Source organism: Serratia sp. AXJ-M (assembly GCF_046531865.1).
GTDB classification, from domain to species: domain Bacteria; phylum Pseudomonadota; class Gammaproteobacteria; order Enterobacterales; family Enterobacteriaceae; genus Serratia; species Serratia liquefaciens.
The window spans coordinates 3,231,633-3,248,326 of the sequence record NZ_CP059394.1 but is presented as its reverse complement, the minus strand read 5'-3'; the positions used below and the strand labels follow the sequence as shown (position 1 = coordinate 3,248,326).

Sequence of the window (16,694 nt, the reverse complement as noted above, 5' to 3'; positions counted from 1 at the left end):
CAATAATGAATAAAGGAATCGCTATGTTTAATCACATTGGCCGTTCGGCGGCCGATCCTATTATGTCGTTGATGGAAGCTTATTTACAGGATGGAAATAGCCAGAAAGTGAATCTGGGCATTGGTCTTTATTACGATCGGCAGGGCAGGATCCCGCTGATGCAGGCGGTGGAGGCGGCGGAGCAGCGCCTGCTTGAGCGGCGCAGCCCGCACGGCTATCCGCCAATCGAAGGTTCAGCGCTGTTTGCCCAACAGGTGCAGGCATTGTTGTTTGGCGAGGCGCCAACAGCGTCGATAGCTACGGTACAAACCGTCGGCGGCTCCGGTGCACTGAAGCTGGCGGCGGATTTTATTCATCACTTTCTGTCGCGCCGTGACATCTGGGTCTCTGATCCCACCTGGGCCAATCACTGGGCCATCTTTGAGGGGGCCGGGCTGACGGTGCACACCTATCCGTACTTCGATGAGGCCAACGGCGGGCTGCGCTTTGACGCGATGCTGGATACGTTAGGCAGTCTGCCGGAAGGCAGCGTGGTGCTGCTGCACCCCTGCTGCCATAACCCGACCGGCACCGATCTCAGCCAGGCACAGTGGCGTTCCACCCTCGAAGTGCTGCAGCGCCGTCGCCTGCTGCCGTTGTTCGATATTGCCTACCAAGGGTTTGGCGAGGGGCTGGATGAAGACTGCTTTGCCCTGCGTGAGGCGCTGAAAACGGATCTGGAATTTATGGTCGCCAACTCATTTTCGAAAAATGTCGCCCTCTATGGTCAACGGCTGGGTGGGCTTTCGGTTCGTTGCGCCGGCCCAGAGAGTGCGGAGAACGTCAAAGGCGCATTAAAAACGCTGATCCGCCGCAGTTACTCCTGCCCGCCGACCCATGGCAGCCAGATTGTGGAAACCCTGCTGACGGACCCCGATTTGCGTCAACAGTGGGAGAGCGAACTGGCAGGCATGCGTCAACGCATTCAACAGATGCGTCAAATTCTTTCCGCCGGCTTGGAGCAGGGGGGATCGCAACTGGACTACCGTCGCATCCGTGACCAAAAAGGGATGTTCAGCTACACCGGCCTGAACCCCCAGCAGCTTGAACGACTGCGGCAACATTACGCCATCTATCTGGTGGCGCCTGGCCGCATGTGCCTGCCGGGCCTGAACCAAAACAATGTCGACTACGTTACTGCCGCCATTCTGGACGTCACCCGCACTGCATGAAAAGGTAGGAGACTGCTATGAAACAGATAAAAGGTTTTGACGAAATCGCCCGGCGGCAAGGCGGGTTGCAGAAACAGCTCACCGCCGGGCAGATGTCGATGCTGGCGATCGGCGGCGCTATCGGTACCGGGCTGTTTCTCGGCAGCGCCTATGCCATTCAGATGGCCGGGCCCAGCGTATTGCTGAGCTATTTTATCGGCGGCATCGTGGCGTTATTACTGATGGGATGCCTGGCGGAAATGACCTCAGAACACCCGACGCCGGGCTCGTTTGGCGACTATGCCGAATTTTACATCAGCCCGCTGTTTGGTTTTCTGGTGCGTTATTCTTACTGGTCCTGCGTGGTATTGGCGGTGGGGACCGAGGTGACAGCCATCGGCATGTATATGCAGTTCTGGTTCCCGACCACGCCAATCTGGCCCTGGGTGCTGTTGTTCTCTGCGGCGGTGATCCTGATTAACGTGATTGGCGTTAAATCGTTCGGTCAGGTGGAATATGCGCTGTCGACCATCAAGGTGGTGGCCATTGCCGCCTTTATCGCCATCGGCATCGGTATTCTGATGTTTTCTGCCAACCCGGCCTTTGGTCTGCAAAACTTTACTGCCAACGGTGGCTTCTTCCCGTTTGGCGTGAAAGGCATGTGGTTTGCGGTGATCGTGTCGATTTTCAGCTACCTGAGCATTGAGATGATCGCCGTCGCCGCCGGTGAGGCCAAGAACCCGGTAATTGCGGTAAAAACCGCGTTCAAGGGCACCATTTTACGACTGTTCATTTTCTACATGCTGTCGATTGCGCTGATGCTGGCGATCGTTCCCTGGCGGCAGTCCGGTACCGGCGAAAGCCCGTTCCTGGTGGCGATGAACGTCATCCACCTGCCTGCCGCCGCCGGTATCTTCAACTTTATCGTTCTGGTGGCCGCGCTGTCGGCGATGAACAGTCAACTGTATATCACCACCCGCATGATGTTCTCGCTGTCACGCGCTGGGCAAGCTCCGGCTGCGCTGGGCCGGGTCAGTAAACGCGGCATCCCGGTAAGCGCGCTGGCGATGTCCTGCATCGGCATCGTGGTGTCGATCGTGTTGAGTCTGGTCTACCCGCAAAAATCCTTTGCCGCCATGATGTCTATTTCGGTGTACGGTGCCTGCTTTACCTGGCTGATGATTTTTGTCACGCACCTGTTTTTCCGCCGTCAGCACCGGCAAACCCACCTTAAATTTCGCATGTGGGGCTTTCCTTACACCACGCTGGCCGGTGCCGGTTTGATGGCCGCGTTGCTGATCTCGACGGCGTTCACCGAATTTTTCAGGATGACGCTGTGGTTTGGCATTCCGTTTACCCTGCTGTTGGTGGCTATCTACTTCTTCTACAGCCGTCATCAGCCCGTACCCGCGGTAATGGAAACACCGAGCGTGGAGTAAACCGGTTCACTGAAAATGTGAATATGTGGCTCTGGCGATAAACCACTTTATCCGGAGAATAAGCCTTTTCTGGGGTTATGGAGTGGTTTGCAATGAGCAGTGGGACAGAAAAACGGCGCCTTATTGGCTGTAGCAACAGTATGCCGGTGGCCAGGCATTCGGCGCAGGGATGGATCAACGGCTTTCTGGGCATGTTGATTTTCAGCGGTTCTTTGCCTGCCACTCGCGTGGCGGTGCAAGAGTTTGATCCCATGTTTCTCACCGCGATGCGCGCGGTGCTAGCGGCCTTGCTGGCTCTGAGTGCATTGACGCTGATGCGCCAGCGTTGGCCTCAGCGCCGCGATCTGGCGCCGTTGGTACTCACCGCGCTCGGGGTGGTGATCGGTTTTCCTTTGCTCACGGCGCTAGCCTTGCAGCACACCACCTCGGCGCATGCGCTGGTGTATATCGGGCTGTTACCGCTGGCTACCGCCTGCTTCGGTGTACTGCGGGGCGGTGAGCGGCCCAAAGCCGCTTTCTGGCTGTTTTCGGTGTTGGGGAGCCTGCTGGTTGGCGCTTTTGCGTTAAGCCAGGGGGCGACTGGCTCCTGGCTTGGCGATCTGCTGATGGTGGTCGCAGTGCTGCTTTGTGGCCTGGGCTATGCGGAAGGCGCCGTGCTGACGCGCAAGCTTGGCGGCTGGCAGGTGATCTCCTGGGCGCTGGTGGTGGCTTTGCCGTTGACGGCAGCGGCGGCCGTGGTGACGGCCCCGCCAGCCTGGCCACAGGTCAGCGTCGGCGCCTGGTGTTCTCTGGGCTACATTTCGCTGTTCAGCATGTGGATTGGCTTTATCTTTTGGTATCGCGGTTTGGCGCAGGGGGGCATCGCCGCCGTGGGACAGCTGCAATTGCTGCAGCCGTTTTTTGGTCTGGCGCTGGCCGGGCTGGTGCTGCATGAAAGCATTCAACCTTCAATGATTGCGGTAATGGTCGGCGTATTGGTTTGCGTATACGGCGCGAAGCGTTTTTCGCGGTAAGTAATAAGACGGGGTAAGGCCTGCCTTACCCCGTCGCCAAGGCCGCCAGCACCCGGTTCAGCTTTTGGGCCGCCTGGTGGATCTGCTGTTCCGTGTAGCCTCCCAGCCCGAGTATCAATCCGTTTTTCCCGCTGCCGGGGCTATACATCGGCGAAAGTGCACCGACGGCTATCCCGGCCTCGGCGGCTTTGCGGGCAACCTGCCGATCGTCCAAATCCGCTTTTAACCACAGCAGCATATGCATGCCTTGATCGCTGGGGTGCAGAGTGGCCAGCTCGGCAGAAACCTGCGCGTTGATGGCGTCGGTCAGCACTCGCCTTTTTTCCGCATACACGCCGCGCATTTTACGAATGTGGCGATCCAGATGCCCCTGCGCCATAAAACTGGCCAGAACGTATTGATCGGCACTGGGGGGATGGCGATCCATCAGCACTCGCGCACCGCAGAAGGCATTCACCAGGGGCTGAGGAACGATGGCGTAGCCCAGGCGCAGCGAAGGGAACAGCACCTTGCTGAAGGTTCCCAGGTAGATAACCCTGGCCGGATCCAACCCCTGCAACGAAGGAAACGGGTGGCCGGAATAACGCATTTCACTGTCGTAATCGTCTTCGACGATCCAGGCCTGCTGCGCTTTGGCCCATGCCAGCAGCTCAAGCCGGCGCGACATGCTCATGGGCATACACAAGGGGTACTGATGCGAGGGAGTGACAAAGGCGGCTCTGGCCTGTGGCGCGATTTTCCTGCCTGCGGCGACCGCTATGCCTTCGCTGTCCACCGGCACTCTGGCCATTTTCCGGTCTCTGAAGACGGTGTTAAAAATGGCGGTAATGCCGTGATAAGCGGGATCTTCAACCCAGGCGGTCTCACCGGCATCCAGCAGAATCTGCGTGGCGAGATAGAGCCCCTGCTGTGTGCCGGAGGTGATGATCACCTGTTCCGGCGTGCAGTGCACCGAACGGGACTTGCGAACGTATTCGCATATCGCCTCACGCAGCGGCAATGCGCCCTGCGGTTCGCCATAACCGGCGGGAGCGCCGGGGCCTCTGGCGCGGATACGGTTGCCTAGCCTGCGCCAAACGTCGTCGGGCGCGGTATCGTTGATCGGTACCGAGACGGTGAAGGGGACCGGTGGCAGAGGGCGCAACTGGGCGGCAAAGTGTTCCAGGGCCAGCGCCTGATCGGAAAGCGGCATATCGCCGGCGTCCAGGTGTTTGACCGGCGCGAGGGCCGGGCGGGTGAGCGACAACGCCACCCGAGTGCCCGAACCGGGCTGCGCTTCGAGAAATCCTTCCGCCGTCAGTTGCTCGAAGGCGGCCAGCACCGTTCCTCTGGCAAGCTGTAATGCGCCCGCCAGTACGCGGGTTGAGGGCAGCAGATCGCCCGGTTTAAGTTCGCCTTTGCCTATGGCAGCGCGCAGCGCCTGGGCAAGTTGCAGGCTAAGCTGCCCCGCATGGCGATCAAGCTCGCCGATAGCGGGGACTTCAACCGTTTTGGCCGTTCTGGGCATCTATTCCGGTCCAGATAAAAGTGGGTTAACAGGGAGTTTACTGTAAACCACTTTTGGCCTGAATAGCGGTTTTCGACAGGATTAAAGCTGGCTTTTCGGGATCAGGTGGTCGCCAAAGCTCAGGCGTTGACGGCCCGGTTCAATGGCGGTCAGTGGCGTAACCTCCTGCAGCGAGGATTTACAGCGTTCAACCAGATCGTGGTATTCGCGCGTACCGGCGACTTTCCACGCCAACTCCTGTTCGGTCAGGTCACGCAATACCCGCGCCGGGCTGCCGACCACCAGCTTATTGGCCTCGATCACCGCGGCGGCCTTGACGAATGCCATGGCACCGACGATGGTGTTTTCGCCGATCTCTGCACCGTCCATGATCACCGCGTTCATGCCGACCATGGCGTTACGCCGGATGCGGCAACCGTGCAAGATGGCGCCGTGGCCGATGTGCCCGTCCTGCTCCACCACGGTGTCCTGCTGCGGAAAACCGTGCATCACGCAGTTGTCCTGAATATTGGCGCCATCGCTAATCACCAGCCGGCCAAAATCGCCGCGCAGGCTGGCGTTGGGGCCGATATAAACCCGTTTGCCGACGATCACATCGCCAATCAGTACGGCGGTAGGGTGTACGTAACTGCTGGGATCGATCACTGGCGTCAGGCCGTCAATCTGATACACGGGCATAGCAAAGTTTCCTTATACTGTAGGGTCGCGCGGCAGGCCGCCGAAACGTCGATAATAGCCGGCTGCCGGGGCAGGCAGAGCACCGATAGTGGTCTCGGCCATGGCGCTGACATACTCGGTCGCTGCGCGGTCTACCCGCTGATAAATATTGATGCACAGGTTACGGGCAATCTGTCCTTCCCACTGCGCCGGCAGCAGGGCGTCCGGCAGCAGAGGATCTTTGAGCACCACGCGCCGGAAGAAGTGGATCAATAATAGCTTAATCTGGAAACAGCGCTGGGGCGTCAGCAGCGCTTCATCGGCTTCGCGCAGCAGCGCCATCAGCGGGCGGAAAGAGACGATAAATTCGTGATAATCGGCAGCGACGTCAGCCAGCGCCCAGCAGTTGGCCACCAGCTGTTGCAGGGTTTTCTCCGAGCGGTTATAGGGATAGTCGGCGCGGAAGTAGATCACCTGTTCGCTGGCGTTAAGTTCGCCGAGCAGGGCGGTGACGTCGGTTTGCGCGTGGGTGGGGGCCGCCATCAGATTGCTGGCTATTTGGCCGAAGCCCAGCCAACACAGCTCTTTTTTCAACCGTGCCCGCTCCTCCTTTTCCGCGCTTTCCAGCAACAGCAAATCCCATTTCCCGTCCCAGGCGGGCGGTTCGCTGAGATAGATTTTCGACTCGGCATGGCGGAACTGACGCATACCCTGATCGGTCACCCGATAGAAGCTGCGACGGCCGATTTTTTCAACCTCCAGCCAGCCCTCTTTCTGCAGGCGAAATACCGAGGTACGCACGAAGCGGTCACCAAAACCCAGGGCCTCCAGCAGCGCGCTCAGGCTGCCAAGCCAGACTTCGCCGCCCCGGTGGCTCAGCGCATCGCCGTAGAGGGAGATAATCAGCGAGGTGCCGCTGATCGGCTGAGCCTCTATAGCATGGCGGATAAACTCATCCAGTTTATGTTCCATATTTTTCCATGGGTTAGCCGACGGTGAAGCACAACATTACCACAAATCATTCGGGCGTCATCCGTGACGCCGGGGCAATCAGCGAGGCCGCAGATCGACCACGCGCTGGGCCTTGCCTTCTGAACGCGGGATATCGCCGCAGTTGGCGATGCTGACATCGGTGCTGACGCCGATAATCGACTTGATATGGTGGCGTAACTGGTGGCAAATCTCACAGCGTTGCTGGTGGCTGAGGCTGAGCGCCGCTTCCTTCAATTCAACGCGCACCGCCAGGGTATCCAGGTGCCCGCTGCGGCTGACCTGTAGCTGATAGTGTGGCGACAGCTGTTCGAACTGCATGATTTGCTCTTCCACCTGCGACGGGAACACGTTGACGCCGCGGATGATCAGCATGTCGTCGGAACGGCCGGTAATTTTCCCCATGCGACGCATCTGGCGTGCGTCGCCCGGCAGCAGGCGGGTGAGGTCGCGGGTACGGTAGCGGATCACCGGCAGCGCTTCTTTGGTCAGCGTGGTAAACACCAGCTCGCCGTGTTGGCCGTCCTGCAGCGTCACGCCGGTTTCCGGACAGATGATTTCCGGCAGGAAATGGTCTTCCCAGATGGTCGGGCCGCCGCCGCTTTCGGCGCATTCCATCGCTACGCCCGGCCCCATCACTTCGGACAGGCCGTAAATATCCAGCGCCTTGATGCCCATGCGGCTTTCAATTTCATGCCGCAGCGCTTCGGTCCAGGGTTCGGCACCAAAGACGCCGAGGCGCAGCGAGCAGCCACGGGCGTCGCCGCCCATTTTGCGTTCCAGCTCGTCGATCAGCGTCAGGCAGTAGGACGGTGTCACCATGATCACATCGGGTTTGAAATCCAGGATCAGCTGCGCCTGCCTTTCGGTTTGTCCACCGGACATCGGGATCACCGTCGCCCCGAGTCGCTCCGCGCCGTAATGAGCCCCCAGCCCGCCGGTGAACAGGCCATAGCCGTATGCCACGTGCACCTTGTCTTTGGCGGTAGCGCCGGCGGCACGCAGGCTGCGCGCGACGATATCGGCCCAATTATCGATATCCCGCTGGGTGTAGCCGACCACCGTCGGTCGGCCGGTGGTTCCTGACGAGGCATGAATACGCACCACCTGTTCCATCGGCACGGCGAAGGTGTCGAACGGGTAGTTGTCGCGCAGGTCCTGCTTGGTGGTATAAGGGAAACGAGCCAGATCGCTCAGCTGTTTGAGATCGTCGGGATGGACGCCCGCCTGATCGAACTTGCGTCGGTACATCGGCACATTGTTGTAGGCGTGGTGCAGCGTCCATTTAAGGCGCTCCAGTTGCAGCGCCTCAATCTCATCGCGCGAGGCGAACTCAATGGCGTCGAGTGGCTGTGGATTCATTGTCATAGTTAGCCTCGGGGGTCAGACTCGCTCAATAATCATGGCGATGCCCTGGCCGACGCCGATGCACATGGTGCAAAGCGCGTAGCGGCCGGAACGCCGTTCCAGTTCGAACAGGGCAGCTAACGCCAGACGCGCGCCGCTCATGCCCAGCGGATGGCCAAGGGCGATCGCGCCGCCGTTGGGGTTCACCTGCGGGGCGTCGTCAGGCAACCCAAGCTGGCGCAATACTGCCAGCGCCTGGGCGGCAAAAGCCTCGTTCAGTTCAATGACATCCATTTGCGCCAGGCTCAGCCCGGCCAGTTCCAGCACTTTACGGGTGGCCGGTAGCGGACCTATGCCCATTAAACCGGGTTCGACGCCGCAGGTTGCCGTCGCGACGATGCGCGCACGCGGTGTTAACCCCTGACTCACTGCCATTGCCTCCGAGGCGACGATCAGCGCCGCTGCGCCGTCGTTCAGGCCAGAGGCGTTGCCGGCGGTCACCGTACCGGGTTGGCGGAACGGGGTTTTCAGCGCCTGCAGCTGTTCCAGCCGCGTATCTGCACGCGGGTGTTCGTCCTGGTCAAACAGGGTGACCGCGCCTTTCTTGCCGCTGAGGCTGACCGGCACGATCTCCTGCGCGAATATCCCCAACGCTTGCGCTCGCGCGGCCCGTTGCTGGCTGCGCAGAGCGAAGGCGTCCTGATCGGCGCGGCTGACGTTAAATTTTTCCGCTACGTTTTCGGCGGTTTCGGGCATGGATTCGGTGCCGTATTGCGCCTGCATCAGCGGGTTGATAAACCGCCAGCCGAGCGTGGTGTCATACAGCTGCGTCTGACGGCTGAAGGCGCTGTCGGCCTTACCCATCACCAACGGGGCCCGGGTCATCGATTCTGCGCCGCCGGCCAATACCAAACCGGCTTCACCGGCCTTGATGCTGCGGGCCGCCGTCGCCAGCGCGTCCAATCCCGAGCCGCACAGGCGGTTGAGGGTGGTGCCGGAAACGTTAACCGGCAGGCCCGCCAGCAATGCTGCCATACGGGCCAAATTGCGGTTGTCTTCCCCGGCCTGATTGGCGCAGCCGAGGATCACGTCGTCAACCCTCGACCAGTCCACCTGCGAGTGGCGGGCCAACAGGGCACGCAGCGGCAGTGCGGCCAAGTCATCGGCGCGGACGTTGGCCAGGGCGCCGCCGTAACGGCCAATCGGCGTGCGGACGCCGTCGCAGATAAAAGCCTGGTTCATGCTTGCTCCCCTAAAATGGCGTGACCGAGCCGATGTGCGCGGCCGCGGAACCAGGCGACGGTCTTGCCCAGTTGATTGACAATCTCCACGTCATACAGACCGGTGGTTTTGCCCTGATGGCGCACCTCAGCGCTGGCCGTCAGGCGATCGCCTGCCAGCGCCGGGCGGATAAAGTCTATGCTGCAGCCGGACGCTACCGCCGCCAGCCCCTGGCTGTTGCAGGCGTAGGCGAAAGCGGTGTCCGCCAGGCTGAACAGTTGCCCGCCGTGGCAGGTCTGGTGGCCGTTGAGCATCTGCGGCCCGACGGTCATGCTGACTTTTGCGAACCCGGCGTCGACGGCATCCACCCGCATGCCCATCGCCTGGGCGCAGGTGTCCTGCTGAAACATCTGTTCGGCGCAGCGTTGCGCCAGCGCGTGGGGCGTATTGGCATTCATCATTGGGCTCCTGAAGAAAGGGATGCGTAGTGGCGCAGCAACGGCATCGGGCGATAGCGGGGTTCGCCGTAGAAGCGTTGCAGATTTTCCAGCGTGGTCAGGATGTGTCGCCAGCCTAATGACGCACCCCATTCCAGCGGGCCGCGCGGGTAGTTAACCCCGCAGCGCATGGCGTGGTCGGTATCGGCGGCGCTGGCGACGCCCTTGTTCACCACGTCGAGCGCTTCATTCGCCAACATGGCGAGGGTGCGCATCACCAGCAGGCCCGGGTAGTCCGGCAACAGGATCACTTTTTTGCCAAGGGATTGCAGCAGACGTACCACAGTGGCGTTGTGTCGGGCATCGTTTTGCGCCGCGCAGCTGATGGCGACGGTGGAGGCCTGGGCATACTGGGCAGACAGATCAAACAGCACCACGGGGGTTCCGGTTTCATCGGCGACCTGGCTGGCTGTTTTACCATTTGTTAACATAAATGTAACTTCATCGATCTGGGCAAAAGCACTGGTCTGGCCGGGTTGTATGATCGCCTCCGCATTTCCTGCCAGTAACTCGGCCAGCAGAGTGACGCCTGCCGCGTCGCCGTGCAGCTTAATGCTGTGCGGCAATTCAGCTGAGGATGCAGGTAACCCGGCGACAATTTGAGGTGGCGCTTGTTTGTCATAGCGATAAAAGCCGCACCCGCTTTTGCGGCCCAGACGCCCGGCGGCCACCCGTTCCTGCTGCACCAAAGACGGCGTGAAGCGCGGATCCTGGAAGAAGGCCTGAAACACTGATTCAGTGACGGCGTAATTGATGTCCTGACCAATCATATCGGTCAGTTGCAGTGGCCCCATGGCGAAGCCGCCTGCGTCGCGAATTACCGCATCCAGCGTGGCGGCGTCGGCAACTTGTTCTTCGAGCGCGCGCAGGGTTTCGGCGTAAAAAGGTCGTGCCACGCGGTTAACGATAAAGCCGGGCGTGGAACGGCACAGCACGCTTTGTTTGCCCCATTGCCGGGTCAGCGCCTGCAGTTCGGCAACGGTTTCGGCGCTGGTGTCCAACCCGCTGACGATCTCGACCAGCTTCATTACCGGGGCCGGGTTGAAGAAGTGCAAACCGGCCAGGCGCTGCGGATGGTGCAGTGCACCGCCGATGGCAGTAATCGACAGCGATGAAGTGTTGCTGGCGAACAGTGCGGCGGGGGAACACAGCGCTTCCAGCTCACGAAACAGGCTCTGTTTGATCGCCAGTTTTTCCGCCACTGCTTCTATCACCAGTGCGCTGTCGGCCAACTGGTCAAGCGACTCGACCGGCTGAATACGGCCCAGCAGGGCCTCGGTGGCATCGGCGTCGGCCTTGTCGGACTGGACCCTTTGGCGCAGGCGTTGGCCTAACGCATCGAGTGCCTGCCGGGCGGCGGCGGCATCGATATCAAACAGCCACACCGGATGCCCGGCCCCGGCCGCCACCTGGGCGATACCGATGCCCATGGTGCCGGCACCAATCACGGCGACCCTTGCGTTGACGTTCGGCAGGTTCATGATTATTTCCCACTGAAATTAGGGGGGCGTTTGGCGAAGAAGGCGCTGACGCCTTCGCGGTAGTCGTCGCTGCGGCCGCCGAGGCGCTGCAGGTCGCGTTCCAGATCGAGCTGCTGATCGAGGGTATTGTTCGCCGAGCTGTAGAGGGCTTTTTTAATCAGCCCCAGCCCGTAAGTGGGTTGGGTGGCCAGGTGTTGTGCCAGCGTTTGGCTGGTGGCGGCCAGTTGGTCCGCCGCTACCACCTGCCAGATCATGCCCCATGCCAGCGCCTGTTGTGCGCTGACTTTATCTCCAAGCAGCGCCATGCCCATGGCGCGGGCGTGGCCTGCCAAACGGGGCAGGAACCAGCTGCCGCCGGAGTCCGGCACCAGCCCCAGGCGGCAGAAAGACTGAATAAAATTGGCGTTATCGGCGGCGATCACGATATCGCAGGCCAGCGCCAGCGCTGCGCCGGCCCCTGCAGCGACACCGTTGACGGCGCACACCACCGGCTTTGGCAGGGCGGTCAGACGACGGATCAGCGGATTGTAAAAACGCTCTACCGACAGGCCGAGATCCGGCGCCTGCTGTTCGACGCTGACGTTGCGATCGTTCAGATCCTGCCCGGCGCAAAAGCCACGTCCCGCACCGGTGATCAGCAGGCAGCGTACGGTTTCGTCCCGCTCGGCGAGGGTCAAGGCTTCGCTCAGTTGGCGGTGCATCTCGTCGTTGAAGCTATTGAGCCGGTCTGGCCGATTGAGGGTCAGCGTCAGCACCCCGGCTTCAAGGTGGGTGAGAATCAATGCGTTTTCCATAAATCAGCGCCCCTGATAGTTTGGCGTACGTTTTTCGAAGAAGGCGGCGATGCCCTCGCGGCGATCGTCGGTGGCGGCCAGGGTGGCAAACTGCTGGCGTTCGATGAGCAGCCCTTGGCTAAGGCCGGTTTCCTCAGCCTGTTTCAGCGCCTGTTTGGCGGCGCGCAGTGCCAGCGGTGCCTGCCTGCTGATGTGCTCGGCGATCTGCTGTGTGCGTTCCAGCGTCAGGGCGTCGACGCACACTTCACTGACCAACCCGCACTGCAATGCGCGCGAGGCGTTAATGGCTTCGCCACTCAGCACCATCTGACTGGCGAAGGACTTGCCGACGCAGCGAATCAAGCGCTGAGTGCCGCCGGCCCCTGGCATCAGGCCGAGGGTGATTTCCGGCAGGCCAAAACGGGCGCTTTCGCCGCAAATGACAATGTCGCAGGCCAGCGCCAGCTCGCAGCCGGCACCGAGTGCATAGCCGTTCACTGCCGCCAGCAGCGGTTTACTGAACTGCGCCAGCCGTTGCCACAACAGCGGGCGGCGATCCGTCAGCGTAGCGGGCAGGTCCTGCCGTTGCAGTTCGTGCAGATCGGCACCGGCGGCAAAGAAACGCGTTGTGCCGGTGATCACTACTGCGCCAATGGCGGTATCGGCATCGGCCTGTTCCAGTAAATAAACCAGCTGCTCCAGGCAGGGTGTGTTCAGGGCATTGCGCGCTTGTGGACGGTGCAGTTCCAGCGTCAGCACGCGCGCCTGGCGATGTTGCAGGATCAAAGGGGTTTCCATTGGCGGCTCCTATACGTCAAAGTCCAGCACCACACCGTCACCGCGTGGCCACGACTGGCAGCTCAATACGTAGCCTGCCGCGAGTTGATCCGGCTCCAGGCTGTAGTTGACGGCCATATCCACCTGACCGGCCTTTAACCGGCACTTGCAGGTGGCGCACACGCCGCCTTTGCAGGCATAGGGAAGATCGGCACCCTGACGCAGCGCCGCGTCCAGAATGCTGTCGTCCTGCGAACCGACCTCGATATCCAACCGGCGGCCGTCGAGCAAAATCGCCACTCGCGTGGCGTTGCGGGGGGGGGCGTTGACCGGGCGGGCGATCACGCCGCTGGTGTTAAAGCGCTCGCTGTGGATACGCTCGGCGGCTACGCCAGCCTGTTCCAGCACGCTTTGGGCGTCGTCCATCATGGTTTGCGGGCCGCAGATAAAGGCATGGTCATAGTCGCGGTAATCCAGCAGCGCGCCGCCGATCGCCAACAGACGCTCGCGGTCGATGCGCCCACTGAGCAGCGGGCTGTCGAGGCTCTCCTGGCTGAACAGATACAGCGGCTGAAAACGTTGTGGATAGCGGTTTTTCAGATCGGACAGCGTCTCCTTGAACATCACCGAACGGCTGCTGCGGTTGCCGTAAATCAGCGTGAAGCTGCTGTTTGGTTCAAGTTGCAGGGTGGCTTTGATGATCGACAGCATCGGCGTGATGCCGGAACCGGCGGCAATCGCCAGATAGTTGCCGCTGTTTTCCGCCTGTGGCTGGTAGCCGAAACGGCCCTGCGGCACCATCACCTCCAGCGCGTCGCCGACTTTCAGTAGCCGATTAACGAACGAGGAAAAGCGGCCCTGATGGATGGCTTTAACGCCGATCTGCAGCAGCCCTTCCTGAGGAGCGCTGCAGATGGAGTAGCAGCGGCGCAGCTCTTCGCCATCCACCTGCGCCTTTAGCGTCAGATGTTGGCCGGGGGTGTAGCAGTAATGACTTTTCAGCTCTTCGGGCACGCGCAGAGTGATAGCTACGGCGTCCGGCGTTTCGCGCTCGATGGCGGCGACGTTCAGGCGATGGAAGACCGTCATGGTTTTCTGCGCTCCTAAATGCATTTGAAATAGTCGAAGGGTTCGCGGCAATCGCAGCAGCGATACAGCGCTTTGCAGGCGGTGGAGCCGAATTCGCTGATTTTCTCGCTGTGGGTGCTGCCGCAGCGCGGGCAGGGCACCGGGCCTACAGCCTGCGGTTTGTCGCAGGTATGGCCCTGTGGTGGTGCGACGCCGTATTCACGCAGCCGTTCACGCGCCGAGGCGTTCATCCAGTCGGTGGTCCACGCCGGGCTGAGGCGAATGTCCACTTTGACCGGGGCAAAGCCGGCCTCGGCCAGCCGCTGCTCGATGGCTTCGAGCAGGAACTCGGTGGCGGGGCAGCCGGAGTAGGTTGGCGTAAAGGTAATGCGCCAGCCGTCGCCGTCGGCTTCAACGTCGCGAACCATGCCCAGATCGGTAATCGACAGCACCGGCAGTTCCGGATCGCTGATCTGTTGCAGGCAGTGCCAGATTTGCGGAATTTCCGCGGCCTGCAGCCGGGTAATGTTCATAGCGGCCCCTTACCAGTTTGCGTTGGGATAGGCGCGTTGCAGGAACTGCATCTCGGCCAGCAGCGGACCGAGATGTTCGCTGTGCCGACCCTGTTTACCGCCGTGGCGGAACGCCTGCTCTGCCGGCAGCGTCAGGGTGGCCTGTTGCAGCGTTTCTTCAACCAGCGCCAGCCACGGAGCCTCAAGCTGGCGCGGATCGGCGGCGATACCCTGTTCTGCCAACTGAAGTTCAAGCTCGTCGGCATGGAACAGCTCGGCGGTAAAACGCCACAGGCCATCCAGCGACTGCTGCATTTTTTGGTGGCTGACGGGACTGCCGTCACCCAGACGGATCATCCAGCCACGGCTGAAACGCAGGTGGTAATGCGCCTCTTTCAGTGACTTGGCGGCGATGGCGGCGAGTTGCGCATCGCGACTTTGGCTCAAGGCCAGATGCAACTGCACGTGGTAGGCGTCCATCAGGAACTGCCGCACCAGAGTGTCGTTGAAGCCGCCGTTGGGCTGTTCCGCCAGCAGCAGGTTATGGAACTCACGTTCGTCACGGCCGAAGGCCAGTCGGTCTTCGCTAAATTGCGGCCCGGCCAGTTCGGCGGCATAACCGAGAGAGTTGCGTGCCTGGCCGAGTAGGTCCAGGCCGATATTGGCCAGCGCCAGATCGATCTCCAGTTCCGGCGCGTGGCCGCACCAGGCGCACAAGCGCTGGGCGAGGATCAGTGGCGTATCGCCCTGACGCAGGACATAGGTGACGAGTGGATCGTTATTGAAGGTCATGGTCGCCCCTACATGTTCTTGATGCCGTCGGGAATGGTGTAGAACGTCGGATGACGGTAGATCTTGTCATCGGACGGATCGAAAAAGGCTTCGCGATCTTCCGGCTGCGAGGCGATCAGGTGGCTGGATTGCACCACCCAGATTGAGCAGCCTTCGTTGCGGCGGGTATAGGCATCGCGGGCGTTTTCCAGCGCCATCTGGTCGTCGGCGGCGTGCAGGCTGCCGACGTGACGGTGCGCCAGCCCTTGTTTGCTGCGGATAAACACTTCATACAGTGGCCATTGGGCATGTGTCATCATCGGTTCCTTATGCGGCGGTTGAGGTGTTTTTTGACGCGTGGGCCAGAGCGCCATCGCGTACCCAGGCACCGTCCTCCCAGGCGCGGCGTTTGGTTTGCAGCCGTTCGTGGTTACATTGGCCGCGCCCCTTGATCACCTCATGCAGTTCACTCCAGTCGATTTCGCCAAAGCGGTAGTGACCGGTGGCTTCGTCCCAGGCCAAGTCGGCGTCCGGTGCGACCATGCCCAGGGCTTCCAACTGGGGGACGGTGTTGTCGACAAATTTCTGCCGTAACTCATCGTTGCTGTGGCGTTTGATTTTCCAGGCCATGCTCTGCGCGCTGTGCGGTGAATCGGTGTCGCTGGGGCCAAACATCATCAGTACCGGCCACCAGAAGCGGTTAATCGCATCTTGCAGCATGGCTTTCTGTTGTTCGCTGCCGTTTGCCATCGCCATGACCGCTTCGTAACCCTGGCGCTGGTGGAAGCTCTCTTCCTTGCAAATTTTCACCATTGCTCGCGCATAGGGGCCGTAGGACGCACGACACAGCGCCACCTGGTTAACGATGGCCGCGCCGTCCACCAACCAGCCGATCACCCCGATATCCGCCCAGTTGAGCGTCGGGTAATTGAAGATCGAGGAGTATTTCATCTTGCCGTCGAGCATCTTCTGGTAGATATCCTGACGAGAGCAGCCCAGGGTTTCCGCGGCGCTGTACAGGTACAGGCCGTGCCCCGCTTCGTCCTGCACCTTGGCCAACAACACCGCTTTGCGGCGCAGGGTAGGGGCGCGCGTCAACCAGTTGGCTTCCGGTAACATGCCGACCACTTCGGAATGGGCATGCTGGCCAATCTGGCGGATCAGGTTTTGGCGGTAGGCGTCCGGCATCCAGTCTTTGGCCTCAATCGAGGTATCCGCCGCAATTTTGTCGTCGAAGTGCTGCTGATGTTGCGCGTCAGTTGTCATGCGTGCCTCTTGGTGATTCGTATTTTTCACATTAAATATAAAAATGTGAATCACGTTAACTAACCATAAGGCTACAAACTGATAACAAAAAGATCAAACGGCATTTGTGTGGTTTTGCGAGGGTGCTCACAAGGAGTGTTATTATAATGTTGTTTTTAAATGAGATTAAAAATTAATTCATGAGG

Annotated in this window: 17 protein-coding genes; 3 read left to right on the top strand and 14 right to left on the bottom strand. The window is 60.6% G+C overall.

The annotated features are described in order from the left end of the window. Positions 1–23: 23 nt before the first annotated feature. The 3 genes from H0S68_RS15250 to H0S68_RS15240 all read left to right on the top strand — a co-directional run bounded on the left by H0S68_RS15250 (position 24) and on the right by H0S68_RS15240 (position 3,642). A complete protein-coding gene (locus H0S68_RS15250; RefSeq protein ID WP_410528818.1) occupies positions 24–1,211 on the top strand; it encodes an aromatic amino acid transaminase in 1,188 nt (395 codons plus the stop codon). Positions 1,212–1,228: 17 nt separating this feature from the next. Next, entirely contained in the window at positions 1,229–2,629 is a 1,401-nt protein-coding gene (locus tag H0S68_RS15245; RefSeq protein WP_020827610.1) for an amino acid permease, read from the top strand. 140 nt (positions 2,630–2,769) lie between these two features. Then, entirely contained in the window at positions 2,770–3,642 is an 873-nt protein-coding gene (locus H0S68_RS15240) for a DMT family transporter (RefSeq protein WP_410529465.1), read from the top strand. A 25-nt stretch (positions 3,643–3,667) separates the two neighbouring features. Here the strand turns inward: H0S68_RS15240 and H0S68_RS15235 are convergent, their stop codons facing one another. The 14 genes from H0S68_RS15235 to paaA all read right to left on the bottom strand — a co-directional run bounded on the left by H0S68_RS15235 (position 3,668) and on the right by paaA (position 16,509). Then, positions 3,668–5,149 carry a PLP-dependent aminotransferase family protein gene (locus H0S68_RS15235; protein WP_410528817.1) on the bottom strand — a complete coding sequence of 494 codons (1,482 nt, stop codon included), beginning with the start codon at positions 5,147–5,149 and terminating at the stop codon, positions 3,668–3,670. An 81-nt stretch (positions 5,150–5,230) separates the two neighbouring features. Continuing rightward, positions 5,231–5,827 carry a phenylacetic acid degradation protein PaaY gene (gene paaY, locus H0S68_RS15230; RefSeq protein WP_129940812.1) on the bottom strand — a complete coding sequence of 199 codons (597 nt, stop codon included), beginning with the start codon at positions 5,825–5,827 and terminating at the stop codon, positions 5,231–5,233. 12 nt (positions 5,828–5,839) lie between these two features. Next, the gene (paaX, locus tag H0S68_RS15225; RefSeq protein ID WP_410528816.1) at positions 5,840–6,778 is read right to left on the bottom strand and encodes a phenylacetic acid degradation operon negative regulatory protein PaaX; all 939 of its coding nucleotides are present in this window, start codon (positions 6,776–6,778) and stop codon (positions 5,840–5,842) included. A gap of 78 nt (positions 6,779–6,856) precedes the next feature. After that, on the bottom strand, positions 6,857–8,164 hold the full coding sequence (gene paaK, locus H0S68_RS15220) for a phenylacetate--CoA ligase PaaK (RefSeq protein ID WP_041414726.1): 1,308 nt from the start codon (positions 8,162–8,164) through the stop codon (positions 6,857–6,859). A 15-nt stretch (positions 8,165–8,179) separates the two neighbouring features. Next, positions 8,180–9,385, bottom strand: coding sequence for a 3-oxoadipyl-CoA thiolase (pcaF, locus tag H0S68_RS15215; RefSeq protein ID WP_149572719.1), 1,206 nt, complete (start codon positions 9,383–9,385; stop codon positions 8,180–8,182). Beyond that, entirely contained in the window at positions 9,382–9,822 is a 441-nt protein-coding gene (gene paaI / locus H0S68_RS15210; RefSeq protein ID WP_020827603.1) for a hydroxyphenylacetyl-CoA thioesterase PaaI, read from the bottom strand. The genes pcaF and paaI overlap by 4 nt, the downstream gene beginning before the upstream one ends. Then, positions 9,822–11,342, bottom strand: a complete 1,521-nt coding sequence (locus H0S68_RS15205; RefSeq protein ID WP_410528815.1) for a 3-hydroxyacyl-CoA dehydrogenase — start codon at positions 11,340–11,342, stop codon at positions 9,822–9,824. Before H0S68_RS15205 ends, paaI begins: the two co-directional genes overlap by 1 nt. Before the next feature lie 2 nt (positions 11,343–11,344). Next, the gene (paaG, locus tag H0S68_RS15200) at positions 11,345–12,136 is read right to left on the bottom strand and encodes a 2-(1,2-epoxy-1,2-dihydrophenyl)acetyl-CoA isomerase PaaG (protein ID WP_020827601.1); all 792 of its coding nucleotides are present in this window, start codon (positions 12,134–12,136) and stop codon (positions 11,345–11,347) included. A 3-nt stretch (positions 12,137–12,139) separates the two neighbouring features. Then, positions 12,140–12,913 (bottom strand): 2,3-dehydroadipyl-CoA hydratase PaaF, encoded by a 774-nt coding sequence (gene paaF / locus H0S68_RS15195; RefSeq protein ID WP_410528814.1) that lies wholly within the window; start codon positions 12,911–12,913, stop codon positions 12,140–12,142. 9 nt (positions 12,914–12,922) lie between these two features. Beyond that, the gene (gene paaE / locus H0S68_RS15190; RefSeq protein WP_410528813.1) at positions 12,923–13,981 is read right to left on the bottom strand and encodes a 1,2-phenylacetyl-CoA epoxidase subunit PaaE; all 1,059 of its coding nucleotides are present in this window, start codon (positions 13,979–13,981) and stop codon (positions 12,923–12,925) included. Positions 13,982–13,995: 14 nt separating this feature from the next. Further along, on the bottom strand, positions 13,996–14,493 hold the full coding sequence (gene paaD, locus H0S68_RS15185) for a 1,2-phenylacetyl-CoA epoxidase subunit PaaD (RefSeq protein ID WP_149572721.1): 498 nt from the start codon (positions 14,491–14,493) through the stop codon (positions 13,996–13,998). Positions 14,494–14,502: 9 nt separating this feature from the next. Continuing rightward, complete coding sequence (gene paaC, locus H0S68_RS15180) at positions 14,503–15,264, bottom strand: 1,2-phenylacetyl-CoA epoxidase subunit PaaC (protein WP_410528812.1); 762 nt, start codon at positions 15,262–15,264, stop codon at positions 14,503–14,505. Between the two features lie 8 nt (positions 15,265–15,272). Continuing rightward, a complete protein-coding gene (gene paaB / locus H0S68_RS15175; protein WP_020827596.1) occupies positions 15,273–15,560 on the bottom strand; it encodes a 1,2-phenylacetyl-CoA epoxidase subunit PaaB in 288 nt (95 codons plus the stop codon). Positions 15,561–15,570: 10 nt separating this feature from the next. Beyond that, entirely contained in the window at positions 15,571–16,509 is a 939-nt protein-coding gene (paaA, locus tag H0S68_RS15170) for a 1,2-phenylacetyl-CoA epoxidase subunit PaaA (protein WP_206186789.1), read from the bottom strand. Positions 16,510–16,694: the final 185 nt, after the last annotated feature.